Consider the following 15,839-nt stretch of genomic DNA (forward strand, 5'->3'; position numbering starts at 1 on the left):
GTTGGGGATGGAACTGGTGAGGGCTGCTTGATTTTTTCTTTTAAAAAACAAGGGGATATTTTTTGTTTGATGAGAGGCCGGCTGTGCCGGGCGATAGGCCCTGAAGCTCATGCACAAAATCAGCAGAGCTCACAGATTGATCCCTTCCTAAAAGCCGTGAAATTGCTTAAGTGAACAGCGTCCTGGCTGTGCCGGGCGATGGGCTAAAGCCTTTACGACCAACGGCCATGCAGCCCCTTCATTCATCACCTACGCTCCCTGTTGTCCGGACAACCGCATAACCGGTCACATAACAACAACAGGAGACCCCCATGGGCGCCATCGAAATTGCCCCGCAGCGCTACCGCGCCAGCTATGGCCGCTTCTTCGAAGAGTTCACCGTTGGCGATGTGTACGAACACCGCCCCGGCCGCACCCTCACCGAAGCCGATAACATCCAGTTTTCGCTGCTGACGATGAACTTCCACCCCATGCATTGCGACGCCGCCTACGCCGCCCAGAGCGAATTCGGCCAGTTGCTGGTGAACAGCGGCCTCACCGTCGCGGTGGTGCTGGGGATGACCGTCAACGACGTCAGCGGCAAGGCCATCGCCAACCTCGGCTGGAAGGAAATCAACCTCACCGGCCCGGTGTTCTGCGGCGACACCCTCTACGCCGAATCCGAAGTGCTGGAAAAACGCGAATCCCGCTCACGCCCGACCCAGGGCATCGTCACGGTGAAAACCCGTGCCTACAAGGCCGACGGCAGCCCGGTGATGGACTTCATCCGCACGGCGCTGATCGCCAAGCGCGGGTTCGAAAACGGTATCGCCTGAGCCCCCTGCTCCTCCTCCAACAACAACAATCGGAGATCGCAGTGATGACCCCCGTCAGCTCCGGGGCGCGGCTCGACCGCCTGCCCCTGTCGCGCTTTCACTGGAAAATCCTCGGCCTGATCGGCGCCGGGGCCTGCATCGATGCCTATGACGTGTACATCGCCGGCGGCGTCAGCGCCGCCATGTACAAGGAAGGCTTCTCCACCCTGGCGCAGAACGCGCTGTTCGTCAGCGCCGGGTTTTTCGGCATGGTGATCGGCGCGGGCCTGGCCGGGGTGCTCGGCGACCACCTCGGGCGCCGCGCCTCGTACCAGTTCAACCTGTTGCTGTTTGGCATCGCCTCGTTGCTGGCGTGCTTCGTGCCGAACATCGAGAGCCTGATCGTGCTGCGCTTCATCATGGGCATCGGCCTGGGCGCGGAGCTGGTGATCGCCGCCGGCACCCTCAGCGAGTTCATCCCGCCGCAGTACCGCGGGCGATGGATTTCCCTGCTGGCGCTGATCGTCAACTCCGGCCTGGTGCTGGCCACCCTGATTGGCTACGTGGTGATCCCCAGCGTGGGCTGGCGCTACATGTTCGCCATTGCCGGGGTGGGCGCGGTGGTCATCTGGGTGCTGCGCCACCGCATGCCGGAGTCCCCGCGCTGGCTCGAAGCCCGCGGCCGGCACCGCGAGGCCGAAGCCACCGTGAGCGAGATCGAAGCCGAGGTGAGTGCCCAGCACGGCCCGCTGGCCGACTGCCCGCGCACGCAGAACCTGCAGGTGCCGCGGGTGCCGTTGCGGGCCCTGCTGGCGCGCAACATCTGGCCACGCACGGTGACCGCGGCGATCACCGCGATGGCGGTGAACGTGGCGGTGTATGGCTTCGTCGCCTGGCTGCCGACGTTCTTCGTCAGCGAAGGGCACACGGTGGTGAAGTCGCTGGGCTTTACCACGCTGATGTCGTTCGGCGCGCCGGCCGGCGCCCTGCTCGGCTTTGCCATCGCCGACCGCCTCGGCCGCTCGCGCGGGTTGATCCTGTTCGCCCTGCTGGCCATCGGCCTAGGCGTGATCTACCCGAACATGGCCAGCACCGCCGGCATCGCCGGGGTCGGCTTTGCGCTGGTCACCTGCATCTACACCATCGTCACCTTCGGCCTGTTCGGCTACGTGCCGGAACTCTTCCCCACCCACCTGCGCCTGCGCGGCACCGGGGTGGCCGGGGTGTGCGGGCGGCTGGCGTCGATGGCCACCTCTTACCTGGCCGTGGTGCTGTTCCAGCAGTTCGGGGTGGTCGGCGTGCTGGCGATGGTCAGCGTGATGCTGCTGGCGATGGCCGTGGCCATCGGCCTGCTGGGGGTCGACACCAACCGCAGCGCCCTCGAGGCGATCGCCCCCGGCGCCAGCGCCGAGCCGCAGCCGCAAGGCCCCCTCCACGCCCAGCCAGGAGACAGCCGATGAACATCGCCCAGACCCTCGCCGCCTTTGCCAGCGAATTGCACCTCGGCGCGGTACCCCACGCGGTGCGCGAACGCGCCCGGTACCTGATGCTCGACGCCATCGGCATCGGCTTTGCCTCCACCCGCTATGAATTTGCCCAGCGCAGCCTGGCCGCGGCCCAGGAGCTGAGCAGCGGCAACAGCCCGGTGATCGGCCTGAACGCCCGCCTGGCGCCGCGCGAGGCGATCCTGCTGAACGGCGTACTGGTGCATGGCCTGGACTACGACGACACCCACGGCCGTGGGGTGATCCACGCCACCGCCAGTTGCCTGCCCACCGCGCTGGTGCTGGCAGCCCATTACGGCCTCAGTGGCAGTGAGTTGCTGGCGGCGTACATTGCCGGCATGGAAGCCGCCACTCGGGTTGCCGCGGTGGCCCAGGGCGGCTTTCACCTGCGCGGCTTCCACCCCACCGGGCTGGTCGGCGCCTTTGCCGCGGCGCTGATCGCCGGGCGCCTGCAAGGCCAGGCGCCAGCGCAGATGGCCATGGCCCAGGGCATCGCCCTGAGCATGGCCGGCGGCAGCCTGGAGTTTCTCGAAGACGGCGCCTGGACCAAACGCCTGCACCCCGGCTGGGCCGGCGCCGCCGGCTATACCGCGGCCACCCTGGCGCGGCATGGCATCACTGGCCCGGCGGCGGCCTACGAGGGCCGCTATGGCCTGTACCGGCTATGCCTGGGCAGCGCCGCCGATGAGCTGAACCTCGCTGAAGCCGTGGCCGGGCTCAACGATCAGTGGGAAATTCTCCAGGTGGCGGTCAAGCCGCTGCCGGCCTGCCACTTCACCCACGCCTGCGCCGACGCCGCGATCCTGTTGCACAACCAGGGCATCGAGGTGCAGCGCATTCGCCACATCGAGGCGTGGGTACCGGCGCAAACGGTGGGCGTGGTATGCGAGCCGGTGGCCAGCAAGCGCCGCCCAAAAAACAGCTACGAGGCGCAGTTCAGCATCCACTACGCGGTCGCCAGCGGCCTGCTGCGCGGGCGCTTCGGCCTGGCCGAGCAAGACGGCGCGGCACTGACCGCCCCCGAGGTCCTGGCCCTGGCGGATAAGGTCGAGCACCGGGTAGACCCCGCCTCGGGCTTCCCCCGCCACTACAGCGGCGAGGTGCGCGTCACCCTCGACGACGGCCAGGTGCTGAGCCACCGCGAAGCGATCAACCGTGGCAACGCCGAGCGGCCGCTGAGCAACGCCGAGATCACCGCCAAGGCCCACGCCAACATCACCACCGCCTTCGCCGCCCAACGCGCCGAGCAGGTGATCGGCGCGGTGCTCAACCTTGAACAGCACAGCGCCGCGCAACTGGCCGCGACGCTGGCCGCCCCCGCCTGACCAGGAGCCGCAGATGAACGACTACGACGAACAAGAACAGATGATCCTCGATGCCCTGGACCGCTTCCTCGAAACCGAAGCCAAGCCCTACGTGCACGAGCTGGAAAAAAACGACACCTACCCCGAGCAAATGGTCGAGCAGATGAAGGCCATGGGCCTGTTCGGCTGCATCATCGCCCCCGAATACGGCGGCCTGGGGCTGTCGACCGCCACCTACGCGAAAATCGTCGAGCGGATTTCCGCCACCTGGATGTCGCTCTCGGGGATCATCAACTCGCACCTGATCATGGCCTCGGCGATCCAGCGCCATGGCACCACGGCGCAAAAAGAGCGGTTCCTGCCGCGCATGGCCAGCGGCGAGCTGCGTGGCGCGGTGGGCTTCACCGAGCCCGACGCCGGCACCGACCTGCAAGCGATCCGCACCACTGCCCGCCGCGAGGGCGAGCACTACGTGGTCAACGGCGCGAAAACCTGGATCACCAACAGCCTGCACGGCGGCGTGGTGGCCCTGCTGGTGAAAACCGACCCCACCGCGCAGCCGCGGCACAAGGGCATGAGCTGGCTGATCGCGGAAAAAGGCCCGGGCTTCAAGGTGGCGCGCAAGCTGGAGAAACTCGGCTACCGCGGTATCGACACCTGCGAGCTGGTGTTCGAAGACTTCCGCGTGCCCGTCGATTGCCTGATCGGCGGCGTCGAGGGCCTGGGCCTGAAGCAGGTGTTGTCGGGCCTGGAGCTGGGCCGGATCAACGTCGCCGCGCGCGGCGTGGGCGTGGCCAGCGCCGCGCTGCACGAGGCGCTGGCCTACAGCCAAACCCGCAAAACCTTCGGCAAGCCGATCTGCGAGCACCAGGCGATCCAGCTCAAGCTGGGCGAAATGGCCACCCGCGTTGAAGCCGCGCGGCTGCTCACCGGCTCCGCCGCCAAGGCCTATGACCGCGGCGAGCGCTGCGACATGGAAGCCGGCATGGCCAAGTACTTCGCCACTGAAGCCGCTGTGGAGAATGCCCTGGAGGCCATGCGCATCCACGGCGGCTACGGCTATTCGAAGGAATACAACGTCGAGCGGCTGTACCGCGACGCGCCCTTGCTGACCATCGGCGAAGGCACCAACGAACTGCAGCGCATCATCATCGCGCGGCAACTGGTCGAGAGGTTCCCGGTATGAGTTTGCCCCTGCACGGTGTGCGCATTATCGCGGTGGAACAGTACGGCGCCGGCCCCTTCGGCACCCAGCACCTGGCTGACCTGGGCGCCGAGGTGATCAAGATCGAGAACCCCGACGAGGGCGGCGAAGTCGGCCGCGCGGTGGGCCCGCACTTCTTCGAACCGGGCGATAGCCACTTCTTTCAGTCGTTCAACCGCAACAAGCAGAGCATCACCCTGAACCTGAAAAAACCCGACGACAAAGCCCTGCTGGTCGAGCTGATCAAAACCGCCGACGCCCTCTACGACAACCTGCGCGGCGACCTGCCGGAAAAACTCGGCCTCACGTACGAGGCGCTGGCCGAGCACAACCCGGCGCTGGTGTGCGTGCACCTCTCGGCCTACGGCCGCGAGGGCGCGCGCAAGGCCTGGCCGGGCTACGACTACCTGATGCAGGCCGAGGCCGGCTACTGCTCGATCACCGGCGAACCGGGCGGGCCACCGGCGCGGCTGGGGATTTCGATCATCGACATGATGACCGGCACCACCGCCGCCCTGGCGCTCACCAGCGCGGTGATCGGTGCCCGCGCCACCGGCCAGGGCCGTGACATCGACGTGAGCCTGTACGACGTGGCCATGCACAACGTCAACTACCTGGCCACCTGGTACCTCAACGAGGGCGTGCAAACCGAGCGCGCGCCACGTTCGGCGCACCCGTCGCTGGTGCCCAGCCAGCTGTACAAGACCGCCGACGGCTGGATGTTCATCATGTGCAACAAAGAGAAATTCTGGCCGGTGCTGGCCGAGCTGATCGGCAAGCCGCAGTGGGCCACCGACCCACGCTACAGCGACTTCAAGGCGCGCCTGGCGCACCGCGATGAGCTGACCGCCGAGCTCGACCAGGTACTGATGACCCGCCGCACCGGCGAATGGATGGAGCACTTCGCCGGGCGCGTGCCGGCGGCGCCGGTGAACACCGTGGCGCAGGCGCTGGACACCCCCTTCGCCCGCGAACAGGGCCTGGTGCAGGCCACCGCGCACCCGGTGCGCGGGCATATCAGCACCCTGGCTTGCCCGATCCGCTGCCCGGGTGAAACACTGCCCAGCCAGGCCGCGCCGCGCCTGGGCGCCGACAACGAACGGATTCTCGGGCCGTTGCGGCGCGCACGTGCCCAGGGAGAACCGCACTGATGAACCTCGCCCCGCCCTCGCCGCTGGCCGGCAGCCAACCCCGTTACCTGGTGCTGGCCCAGGCCTTGATGGCCGACATCGCCAGCCAGCGCTACCCGGTGGGCGAGTTGCTGCCCACCGAGCATGAGCTGTGCGCGCAGTTCGCGGTCAGCCGCCACACCGTGCGCGAGGCGATCCGCCGGCTCTGTGACCTCGGCCTGGTGGCCAAGCAGCAGGGCGTGGGCAGCCGGGTCAAGGCCAGCCACGTGGCCTCGCGCTACGTGCAGGCCAACGAGAACATCGCCGACCTGCACCAGTACGTGCAAGACGTGCGCCTGGCCATCGAGCACATCGAAGACCTCAACGCCGGCGCCGAACTGGCCGAGCTGCTCGAATGCGGCCCCGGCCAGGCCTGGCTGCACCTCACCGGCCTGCGGTACCGCGGCGAAGACCCGGTGCCGCTGGCCTGGACCGACGTGTACATCGCCCGCCCCTACCGCGCGGTGGCCGAAGACCTCGGTGACGGCCATGTGCCGATCTACGCGCTGATCGAGCAGCGCTACGGTCTGCAAGTGGTACAGGTGCGGCAAGACATCAGCGCGGTGTTGATCGCCCCGGCCGCGGCCGCGCGCCTGCAGGTGGCGCCGGGCAGCGCTGGGCTGTCGGTGCTGCGCCGCTACTACGGGCCCGGCCAGGAGCTGCTGGAAGTGGCGGTGAGCCTGCACCCGGGCGAACGCTTTACCTATTCGATCACCCAGCACCTGCAATGGCAGGCGCCCTGAAACGGAGGCACCCATGCTCGCCCGTTCCTTTCTGTTCGTACCCGGTGACCGCCCCGAGCGCTTCGCCAAGGCCGTGGCGGCCGGCGCCGACGTGGTCATCATCGACCTCGAAGACGCCGTGGCGCCGGCCCACAAGGCCCAGGCCCGGGCCGCGGTCGACGACTGGCTGCGCAGCGGTGGCCAGGCGTGGGTCCGGGTCAACGCGGCAGACACCGCGCACTACGCCGAAGACCTCGCCCTGCTCAGCACCCCCGGGCTGCTCGGCGTATGCCTGCCCAAGGCCGGCGATGGCGCCACCCTCGCCCAGTTGGCCGAGCGCTTGCCGGCGGGGTTGATGATCCTGCCGATCGTCGAAAGCGCCCGCGGCGTGTGGAACGCTGCCGAGATCGCCGCCGCGCCACGGGTGCTGCGGCTGGCCTTCGGCTCGGTGGATTTTCAACACGACTGCGGCATCCTCGGCGACGGCCTGGAGCTGCTGTACGCCCGCTCACGCCTGGTGCTGGCCAGCGCCATGGCCGGCATCGAGCCGCCGGTCGACGGCGTGACCCTGGACCTGAACAGCCAGCCGGCGCTGCTCGCCGACGTCGAGCAGGCGCGGCAGTTAGGCTTTGCCGGCAAACTGTGCGTGCACCCCAAGCAGGTGCCGGGCATCAATCAGGGCTTCGCCCCCAGCGCCGAAGAACGCGCCTGGGCCGAACGGGTGGTGGCCGCCGCCGACGCCCAGCCAGGGGTGGGCGCGGTGAGCCTGGACGGCCGGCTTATCGATGCGCCGGTGGTGCTGCGGGCGCGGCGGATGTTGGGCTAGGGTTTGAGGGCCCTTCGCCCGGCACAGCCGGCCTCCCACGGGTTCTGTGTTGAGCCCAAAATCAATGGCTTACACAAAACTGGTGGGAGGCCGTGGTCCGGCACTCCGGCTGTGCCGGGCGAAGGGCCCTCAAACCTGGCCACCGCCCCCCACCGCCACCCGCACCTGCTCCATCAACGCCAACGCCGCCGGGCTGTGCAGCGCGTTGGCGCGATAAATCAAACCAATGGCCCGGGTGGTGTGGCGCAGTTGCAGCGGCAGGCGCTGCAAGGTGCCGTTGGCGATCTCGTATTCCAACTGGTGGGCCGACACGGCCGCGAGCATGCCCGACTGCAACAGCAAGCCGCGGATCAACGCCAGGTCGCCGGTTTCGACCACCGGCACCGGCGGCTCCAGGCCCAGCTCGGTGAAGTAACCGTCGAGCAACTGCCGCGCCGGGGTGGCCGCGCGCGGCAGGATCCAGCGTGCGTGGGCCAGGTCGTGGTGGCTCACGCCCTGCTCCAGCAGCGGGTGGCCGCGTTGGCCGAGCACGACCATTTCTTCGGTGAGCAGCGGTTCGTTGTGTAAATCCGAGGCGTAGTCACTGGGCCGCAGGGCGCCGAGGATAAAGTCCACATCGCCCGCGCGCAGTTCACTGGCCAGCCACTCGAAGGGGCTTTCGTGGGTGGCGATGCGCACCTGCGGGTGCTCGGCGAGCAGCCCGGTGATTGCCTGCGGGAGGATCCGCGTGCGCCCCAGCGGCAACGCGCCGATGGTCACCGCGCCCTGCACCTGGCCATGCAGCGCGGCCAGCTCGGCGTCCATGTGGCGCAGCGCGTTGAGCGCGCGGCGCACCGGGTACACCCGCTCCTGGGCCGCGCGGGTGGGCAGCAGGCCGCGCACGCTGCGCTCGAACAGCGGCTCGCCGAAGCCGTTTTCAAGCACCTTCAGCGCCGCGCTGACCGCCGGCTGGGTCAGGCCAAAGTGGCTGGCCACGGTTTGCATGTGGCGCGAGGCGCACAGCCGCACGAACACCTCCAGCCGGCGGGTGTTGAGCAAGTACAACGGCTCGCTGCCGGCCGCGGCGATGCTGGCCAGCTCCGCCAGTGCCTCGCGTGCCCGCGGCAACACCTGCTTGCCGGCGTCGGTCAGCAGCATGCCGTTGGCGCGGCGCTCGAACAGCACCGCGCCCAGGCGCTGCTCCAGGTCACTGATGGCGCGGGTCACCACCGACTGCGCGCGGAACAGCGTGTGGCAGGCACGCGAAACGCTGCCCAGGTCGGCCACGCGGACGAACGCGCGAATGTGCATGAGGTTGGGCAGGTCGGTGGCCATGGAGGCTCCTGAACGGTACGGGCGATAACCAAAACGCATAGCTGATGCAAGCCTTTGCATTATGCCCCGGCGGCGCCCCATGCAAACCTGTGGGCAACAAAAAAGGAGCCTGCCATGCCCGTATCCCCCGCCAAGACCGCCCTGGTGGTCAGTGCCCACTCCGCTGATTTTGTCTGGCGCGCCGGCGGCGCCATCGCCCTGCACGCCAGCCGTGGCTACCAGGTGCATATCGTCTGCCTGAGCTTCGGTGAGCGTGGCGAGTCGGCCAAGCTGTGGCGCAAAGGCAACATGACCGAAGCCACGGTCAAGGCCGCGCGCCGCGAGGAAGCCCAGGCCGCCGCCGACATCCTCGGCGCCAGCGTGGAGTTCTTCGACCTCGGCGACTACCCGCTGCAGATCACCCAGGAACACCTGTTGCGCCTGGCCGATGTGTACCGCCGCGTGCAGCCGGCGTTCGTCCTCAGCCACTCGCTCAAAGACCCGTACAACTACGACCACCCTCGCGCCATGGACCTCGCCCAGGAAGCGCGGATCATCGCCCAGGCCGAAGGCTACAAGCCCGGCGAGCAGATCGTTGCCGCGCCGCCGGTGTACGCCTTCGAGCCCCACCAGCCGGAGCAATGCGGCTGGTGCCCGGACGTGTTCCTCGACATCACCGAGGTGTGGGCCAAAAAGTACGCCGCCATCCAGTGCATGGCCGGCCAGGAACACCTGTGGGAGTACTACACCCGCGTCGCGCTGCAACGCGGTGTGCAGGCCAAGCGCAATATCGGCATCACCGCAGCGAAGCACATCCAGTACGCCGAGGGCTTCCAGAGCGTGTTCCCGCGGGTCACCGAGGAGCTGGCATGAACCTCTCGCAGCTGATCGGTAAACCCGGGGTGGTGGTGCGCCACATCGAGCGCAGCGCCCAGGCTACGGTCGAGGCGCTGGCCGCCCATGGCGTGGCCACCGTGCACGAAGCCCAGGGCCGCAAAGGCCTGCTGGCGCCGGCGATCCGCCCGATCCAGCACAACCTCGCCGTGGGCGGCAGTGCGGTGACGGTGCTGGTCGCCCCCGGCGACAACTGGATGTTCCACGTCGCCGTGGAGCAGTGCCGGCCCGGTGACGTGCTGGTGGTCGCGCCGTCCTCGCCCTGCGAAGACGGCTATTTTGGCGACCTGCTGGCCACCTCGCTGAAGGCCCGCGGCGTGCGCGCGCTGATCACCGACACCGGCGTGCGCGACACCCGCACCCTGCGCGAGATGGGCTTTGCGGTGTGGTCGCGGGCGGTGTACGCCCAAGGCACGGTGAAGGAAACCCTCGGCTCGGTGAACGTGCCGCTGCTGTGCGGCGGGCAACTGGTGATGCCAGGCGATGCGATCATCGCCGACGACGACGGCGTTGTGGTGGTGCGCCGCACTGATGCCGACGCGGTGCTGGCCGCCGCCGACCAGCGCGCCGCCAACGAAGAAGCCAAGCGCCAGCGCATGGCGGCCGGTGAACTGGGCCTGGACATCTACGCCATGCGCCCGCGCCTGGCGGAAAAAGGCCTGCGCTACGTCGACCGGCTCGAAGACCTGGAGGGCTGAGCCATGGGCCAACGCGGCATTCCCTGCCTGATGATGCGCGGCGGCACCTCCAAGGGGGCGTACTTTCTCGCCAGCGACTTACCCGCCGACCCAGCCCTGCGCGACCGCGTGCTGCTGGCGGCGATGGGCTCGCCCGACCCGCGGCAGATCGACGGCCTCGGCGGCGCCCACTCGCTGACCAGCAAGGTCGCGGTGATCAGCCCCTCGGCGCGGCCGGATGCCGACGTGGATTACCACTTCGCCCAAGTGGTGGTCGACCAGCCGCGGGTAGACTGGGGCCAGAACTGCGGCAACATCCTTGCCGGGGTCGGCCCGTTCGCCCTCGAGCGCGGGCTGGTTCAGGCCCGCGGCGAGCTGACCGCGGTGCGCATCTTTATGGTCAACACCGGCCAGTTGGCCCTGGCCCATGTGCCTACCCCCGGGGGCCAGGTGAGCTATAGCGGCGACGCGCGCATCGACGGCGTGCCCGGCAGCGGCGCGCCACTGGTGGTGGAGTTCGCCGACGTGGCCGGTTCCAGTTGTGGCGCGCTGCTGCCCACCGGCCAGGTGCTGGACCATTTCGACGGTGTACCCGCCACCTGCATCGACAACGGCATGCCGGTGGTGCTGCTGCGCGCGGCGGATTTCAACCTGCGCGGCGATGAAAGCCCCGCCGCGCTGGACGCCAACGGTGCGCTGCGCGAGCGCCTTGAAGCCATCCGCCTGCAAGCGGGCCGGGCGATGAACCTGGGCGATGTGAGCCAGCGCACGGTGCCGAAAATGAGCCTGATCGCCGCGCCCCAGGCCGGCGGCGCGCTGGCCACGCGGACCTTCATCCCGCACCGCTGCCATGCCTCGATCGGCGTGTTCGGCGCGGTCAGCGTGGCTTCGGCGTGCCTGCTGGCGGGCAGCGTGTGCGACGGCCTGGCACGGGTGCCCGAGGGTGACCACGTACGGCTGGCGGTGGAGCACCCCAGTGGCGAGTTCACCGTGCAACTGCGTTTGGACAACGGCCAGTTGGCCGGCTGTGGCCTGCTGCGCACCGCGCGGCTGCTGTTCGACGGCAAGGTGCTGGTGCCTGCCGACATCTGGCCGGGGTAACCCCCCGGCCCACCCCGCGATTCACAACAACAATACGTTCGCGAAGGTCGTTGCACATGAAAATACTTAGCAAGCTATACATCCAGGTACTCATCGCCATGGCCCTGGCCATCGCCCTGGGCCTGCTCGCGCCGGACCTCGCGGTACAGATGAAACCCCTCGGCAGCGCGTTCATCGCCCTGCTGAAGATGCTGCTGGGGCCGATCATCTTCTTCACCGTGGTCCATGGCATCGCCCACATCGGCGACTTCCGCCGGCTCGGGCGGATCGGCATCAAAACCCTGATCTACTTCGAAGTGGTCAGCACCCTGGCGCTGTTGGTGGGCTACACGGTGGTCAGCCTGGTACGCCCCGGCGATGGCCTGCACGTCAGCCTCGAAGGCGCCGCCCAGGGCGCGCCAGGCACTGTGCCGAGTTTCGACACGGTGAGCTTTTTGCTGTCGATCATCCCGAAAACCGTGGTGTCGGCATTCACCGGTGAAGAAATCCTGCCGGCGTTGTTCGTGTCCGTGCTGGTCGGCCTGGCCGTGGCCAGTTGCGCCAAGCCCGGCTGGGTGGGCCTGAAGCTGCTCGAAGAAGGCCAGGTGATCGTGTTCAAGCTGCTGGGCTACATCATGCGCCTGTCGCCGCTCGGCGCCTTTGGCGCGATGGCCGCGGCGGTGGGCAGCTACGGCCACGCCACCCTGCTGTACCTGCTGCGCTACATCCTCACGTACTACGCCAGCGTGCTGATTTTCATCTTCCTGGTGCTGGGCACGGTGGCGGCGCTGGCGGGGTTGTCGATCGTGAAGATCCTGCGGGTGATCAAGGAAGAAGCGATCATCGCCATGGGCACCGCCTCCAGCGAAGCGGCCTTCCCGCGGCTGGTCGACAAACTGCACAAAGCTGGCTGCGACCAGGCCGTGGTGGGCTTTGTGCTGCCGGCCGGGTACAGCTTCAACATCGATGGCGCGTGCCTGTACATGGCCTGCGGCTTGGGCTTTCTGGCCCAGGTGAGTGACACGCCGTTGTCCCTCGCCCAGGTACTGAGCCTGTTCGGGGTCATGCTCCTGACCAGCAAGGGCGGTGCCGGCGCCGCCGGCGGCGCGGTGGTCAAGCTGGCCGCCACCCTGCAATCGGTGAAGGTGCTGCCGGCCGGCACCATCGGCCTGCTGTTCGGCATCGACCGAGTACTGGCGATCGCCACCTCGACCACCAATGTGATCGGCAACAGCGTGGCGGTGTTGGTCATCAGCCGCTGGGAAGGGCTGTTCGACCGTGACCGCTTCAACGCCTGCCTGGAGGGCGACGACCGCCCCGCGCCAACCCCTACCGCCCTGCCCCTGACGGAGAAACCTGAATGAGCACCCCTTGCATCGCCCTGATCGGCTTCGGTGAAGCCGGTGGCATCCTCGCCCAAGACCTGGCCGCCCAAGGCCTGCGCGTGCAGGCCTACGACCGCCTGCAACAACAGCCCGGCAGCCTGGCGGCGCTGCAGGCCAAGGCCACCCAGTGCGGCGTGCGCCTGTGCGCCAGCGCCGCGGCGGCCGCCGAAGGCGCCGAATGGGTGTTCTCAGCGGTCACCGCCGGTTCCGCGCTGGCGGTGGCCGGCGAGTTGGCCGCGCACCTGCGCCCCGGGCAGGTGTTCATCGACATCAATTCGGTGGCGCCAAACACCAAGCGCGAAGCCTGCGCCTTGATCGAGGCCAGCGGCGCGCACTACGTCGACGCCGCGGTGATGGCCCCGGTGCCGCCGCAACGCTTGCAAACCCCGATCCTGCTGGGCGGCAGCCAGGCCAGCGGGCTGGGCCCGGCGCTCAATGCGCTGGGCTTGAACACCCGGGTGGTCAGCGAGGCGGTCGGTGTGGCCTCGGCGATCAAGATGTGCCGCAGCATCATGATCAAGGGCCTGGAGGCCCTGACCTGCGAATGCCTGAGCACCGCCCGCCAGTACGGCGCCGAAACCGAGGTGCTGGCCTCGCTGCATAAAAGCTTCCCGCACATGGGCTGGGACGCGGCGCTACCGAGCTACCTGGTCAGCCGCATCGCCGAGCACGGCCGGCGCCGCGCCGAGGAAATGGAAGAAGTGGCGCGCACCGCCGAAGACGCCGGCGTGCCGGCGCACATGAGCCAGGCCACGGTGCAGGCCCAGCGCGGGCTGGTGGAGCGGATCGCTGCCGAGGGCCTGACCTACGCCGACCTGGAGCCGTTCAGTTGGCAGGCGTTGGTGGACCGCTTGGCCGCTGGGAGGCCGGCTGTGCGGTAATGCCGTTCACGTAAGCAATCAGCGCGCTCAATTGAGGATAAAAAGCCCTGATTGTCCTCAACTGGTTTTACTGAGCGCATGGCCTGACTGGCCCCTCGCCCGGCACAGCCGGCCTCCCACCAGATTTGTGTAAGCCATTGATTTTGAAGAAACACAGAACCCGTGGGAGGCCGGCTGTGCCGGGCGATAGGCCCTGAAGCTCATGCACAAAATCTGCAGTGCTCACAGATCGATCCCTACCATGAAGCTCTGAAATGGCTTAAGTGAATAGCATTACAGCTATGCCGGGCGAAGGGCCGCGCGCGTGAGAACCCTTTTGCAACCCTCTGGAACCGTTGAGCCAAGGGCCCCGCTCGCCTAGAATCGCCGTCCTTTGCTTCAAGGAGGCGGCCATGGCGTTGAAGGTGTGGGTGATCGGTGCCTACGGCAATTTCGGGCGGATCGTGTGCCGCCACCTGAGCCGCGAGCCCGGCATCGAGCTGACCCTGGCCGGGCGCAACGCCGCCCGGCTCGAGGCGTTGGCCGCCGCGCTGGGCGGCCAGCCGCAACGCTGGTGCGGTGACGCCCACAGCCCGGCCTTCGCCGAGGCGCTGCGTGAACAGCGCGCGCAACTGGTGATCCACACCGGCGGCCCGTTCCAGGGCCAGGCCTACACCGTGGCCGAGCATTGCCTGGCCGCCGGTGCGCACTATTGCGACCTCGCCGACTGCCGTACCTTCGTCAACGGCATCGGCGTGCTCGATGCCCAGGCCCAGGCCGCCGGGGTGGCGCTGCTCAGCGGCTGCAGCTCGGTGCCAACCCTGTCCAGCGCCTTGATCGACGAACACCGCGCGCGCTTCGCGCGGATCGAGCACATCGAGCACGGCATCAGTTCATCGGCGAAAATGCCTGGGTTGTCGACCGTGCAGGGCGTGCTGGCCTACGCCGGGCAGCCAATCCTGCAACGCCGCGGCGGCCAGCCGCAGCCAGTGCCGGGTTGGCAGGGCCTGGTGCTGCGGCGCCTGCCAGGGCTGGGCTGGCGCCTGCTGGCGAACGTCGATGTGCCCGACATGGACCTCTTCGGCCCGCGCTACGGCGCCCGCTCGCTGAGCTTCAAGGCCGGCCCCGGGCTGATGGCCGGCGCCTTGGCCAACTGGCTACTGGCCGCCGCGCGCCGGCTGCGGCTGGTCGATGACCCCACCCCTTGGGCCGCGCGCCTGCACCGCCTGGGCCTGCGCTGCGAGCGCTTTGGCGATGGCCTGAGCGCGATGTACATCGACTGCCGTGGCCACGGCCAGCAGGGCCAGCCATTGCGGCTGCGCCTGCAGCTCACCGCCAGCCACGACAAAGGCCCGGAAATCCCCAGCTGCGCGGCGGTGGCGCTGGCGCGCAAGCTCGCCGCCGGCTACCGCCCGGCCGCCGGCGCGCGGCCCTGCGTGGGCGAGCTCAGCGTGGCCGAGTACCTGGCCGCCATCGGCGATGAACAGCACGTGCGCCTTACCGCGCAGTGGCACGAGGGGCGCGGCTGAATGCTGTATTTTTTCGTCAAATACCTGCACATCATCGCCGCGGTGTTCCTGTTCGGCTTCGGCATGGGCTCGTACCTGTACCTGATCGCCGCCGTGCGCGGGCGCAACCCGGTGGTGGTGGCCGAGGTGGCGCGGCTGGTGGTGCGCTTCGACACCTGGGTCACCACCCCCGCTGGGGTGCTGCAGCTGGCCAGCGGCCTCGGCATGGCCTACCTGGCCGGCTGGCCCCTGGGCAGCGGTTGGCTGCGCGACGCGCTGTTGATATTCGCCGCGGTGGGCCTGCTGTGGCTGCCCGTGCTGGTGCTGCAAGGCCGCCTGCGCCACCTCGCGGCAGCCGCCGCCGCGGCCGGGCAGCCACTGGATGAAGCCTTCGCGCGGCAGTACCGGCCGTGGTTCTGGATGGGCGTGGCGGGCTTTAGCGGGATGTTCATCACGGTGCTGTTGATGGTCACCAAGCGCTCACTCGGCGCCTGGCTGGGGCTGGGCTGAGCACAAGGGCGATGAACTTTGCGGCGAACCGTTTCAGCGCAAAGTTAAAAAAACCGGCGCTAGGCGCCGGTGGATTAAATACGAAAGAAACGCGATTACTCTTTGTCC

The 15,839-nt window shown here is 68.3% G+C and carries 15 protein-coding genes; 14 read left to right on the forward strand and 1 reads right to left on the reverse strand.

The annotated features are described in order from the left end of the window. The first annotated feature begins 311 nt into the window (after positions 1–311). The 7 genes from ACFZCE_RS21950 to ACFZCE_RS21980 are packed head-to-tail and all read left to right on the forward strand — an operon-like array spanning position 312 to position 7,524. Complete coding sequence (locus tag ACFZCE_RS21950) at positions 312–815, forward strand: MaoC/PaaZ C-terminal domain-containing protein (protein WP_390942633.1); 504 nt, start codon at positions 312–314, stop codon at positions 813–815. Between the two features lie 44 nt (positions 816–859). Beyond that, a complete protein-coding gene (locus ACFZCE_RS21955; protein WP_390942634.1) occupies positions 860–2,254 on the forward strand; it encodes an MFS transporter in 1,395 nt (464 codons plus the stop codon). Beyond that, positions 2,251–3,624 carry an MmgE/PrpD family protein gene (locus ACFZCE_RS21960; protein ID WP_390942635.1) on the forward strand — a complete coding sequence of 458 codons (1,374 nt, stop codon included), beginning with the start codon at positions 2,251–2,253 and terminating at the stop codon, positions 3,622–3,624. The genes ACFZCE_RS21955 and ACFZCE_RS21960 overlap by 4 nt, the downstream gene beginning before the upstream one ends. Before the next feature lie 13 nt (positions 3,625–3,637). Further along, the gene (locus tag ACFZCE_RS21965; protein ID WP_390942636.1) at positions 3,638–4,789 is read left to right on the forward strand and encodes an acyl-CoA dehydrogenase family protein; all 1,152 of its coding nucleotides are present in this window, start codon (positions 3,638–3,640) and stop codon (positions 4,787–4,789) included. After that, entirely contained in the window at positions 4,786–5,958 is a 1,173-nt protein-coding gene (locus tag ACFZCE_RS21970) for a CoA transferase (protein WP_390942637.1), read from the forward strand. The genes ACFZCE_RS21965 and ACFZCE_RS21970 overlap by 4 nt, the downstream gene beginning before the upstream one ends. Then, positions 5,958–6,719, forward strand: a complete 762-nt coding sequence (locus ACFZCE_RS21975; RefSeq protein WP_390942638.1) for a UTRA domain-containing protein — start codon at positions 5,958–5,960, stop codon at positions 6,717–6,719. Before ACFZCE_RS21970 ends, ACFZCE_RS21975 begins: the two co-directional genes overlap by 1 nt. A 13-nt stretch (positions 6,720–6,732) precedes the next feature. Next, positions 6,733–7,524 (forward strand): aldolase/citrate lyase family protein, encoded by a 792-nt coding sequence (locus ACFZCE_RS21980; RefSeq protein ID WP_390942639.1) that lies wholly within the window; start codon positions 6,733–6,735, stop codon positions 7,522–7,524. Between the two features lie 129 nt (positions 7,525–7,653). Here ACFZCE_RS21980 and ACFZCE_RS21985 read toward each other — a convergent pair whose 3' ends face one another. Continuing rightward, entirely contained in the window at positions 7,654–8,838 is a 1,185-nt protein-coding gene (locus ACFZCE_RS21985) for a LysR substrate-binding domain-containing protein (RefSeq protein ID WP_390942640.1), read from the reverse strand. A gap of 114 nt (positions 8,839–8,952) precedes the next feature. Here ACFZCE_RS21985 and galB point away from each other — a divergent pair, with 114 nt between their 5' ends. The 7 genes from galB to ACFZCE_RS22020 all read left to right on the forward strand — a co-directional run bounded on the left by galB (position 8,953) and on the right by ACFZCE_RS22020 (position 15,731). Then, on the forward strand, positions 8,953–9,690 hold the full coding sequence (galB, locus tag ACFZCE_RS21990; protein ID WP_390942641.1) for a 4-oxalmesaconate hydratase: 738 nt from the start codon (positions 8,953–8,955) through the stop codon (positions 9,688–9,690). Next, complete coding sequence (locus ACFZCE_RS21995; RefSeq protein WP_390942642.1) at positions 9,687–10,409, forward strand: 4-carboxy-4-hydroxy-2-oxoadipate aldolase/oxaloacetate decarboxylase; 723 nt, start codon at positions 9,687–9,689, stop codon at positions 10,407–10,409. The genes galB and ACFZCE_RS21995 overlap by 4 nt, the downstream gene beginning before the upstream one ends. A gap of 3 nt (positions 10,410–10,412) precedes the next feature. After that, positions 10,413–11,489, forward strand: a complete 1,077-nt coding sequence (locus ACFZCE_RS22000) for a 4-oxalomesaconate tautomerase (protein WP_390942643.1) — start codon at positions 10,413–10,415, stop codon at positions 11,487–11,489. Between the two features lie 56 nt (positions 11,490–11,545). Next, positions 11,546–12,832, forward strand: coding sequence for a cation:dicarboxylate symporter family transporter (locus ACFZCE_RS22005; RefSeq protein ID WP_390942644.1), 1,287 nt, complete (start codon positions 11,546–11,548; stop codon positions 12,830–12,832). Beyond that, a complete protein-coding gene (locus tag ACFZCE_RS22010) occupies positions 12,829–13,734 on the forward strand; it encodes an NAD(P)-binding domain-containing protein (RefSeq protein ID WP_390942645.1) in 906 nt (301 codons plus the stop codon). Before ACFZCE_RS22005 ends, ACFZCE_RS22010 begins: the two co-directional genes overlap by 4 nt. Positions 13,735–14,126: 392 nt before the next feature. Then, positions 14,127–15,242, forward strand: a complete 1,116-nt coding sequence (locus ACFZCE_RS22015) for a saccharopine dehydrogenase NADP-binding domain-containing protein (RefSeq protein ID WP_390942646.1) — start codon at positions 14,127–14,129, stop codon at positions 15,240–15,242. Beyond that, a complete protein-coding gene (locus ACFZCE_RS22020; protein WP_390942647.1) occupies positions 15,243–15,731 on the forward strand; it encodes a DUF2269 family protein in 489 nt (162 codons plus the stop codon). Positions 15,732–15,839: the final 108 nt, after the last annotated feature.

The sequence above is a fragment of the Pseudomonas sp. NPDC007930 genome (assembly GCF_042958985.1).
Taxonomy (GTDB): Bacteria; Pseudomonadota; Gammaproteobacteria; order Pseudomonadales; family Pseudomonadaceae; genus Aquipseudomonas.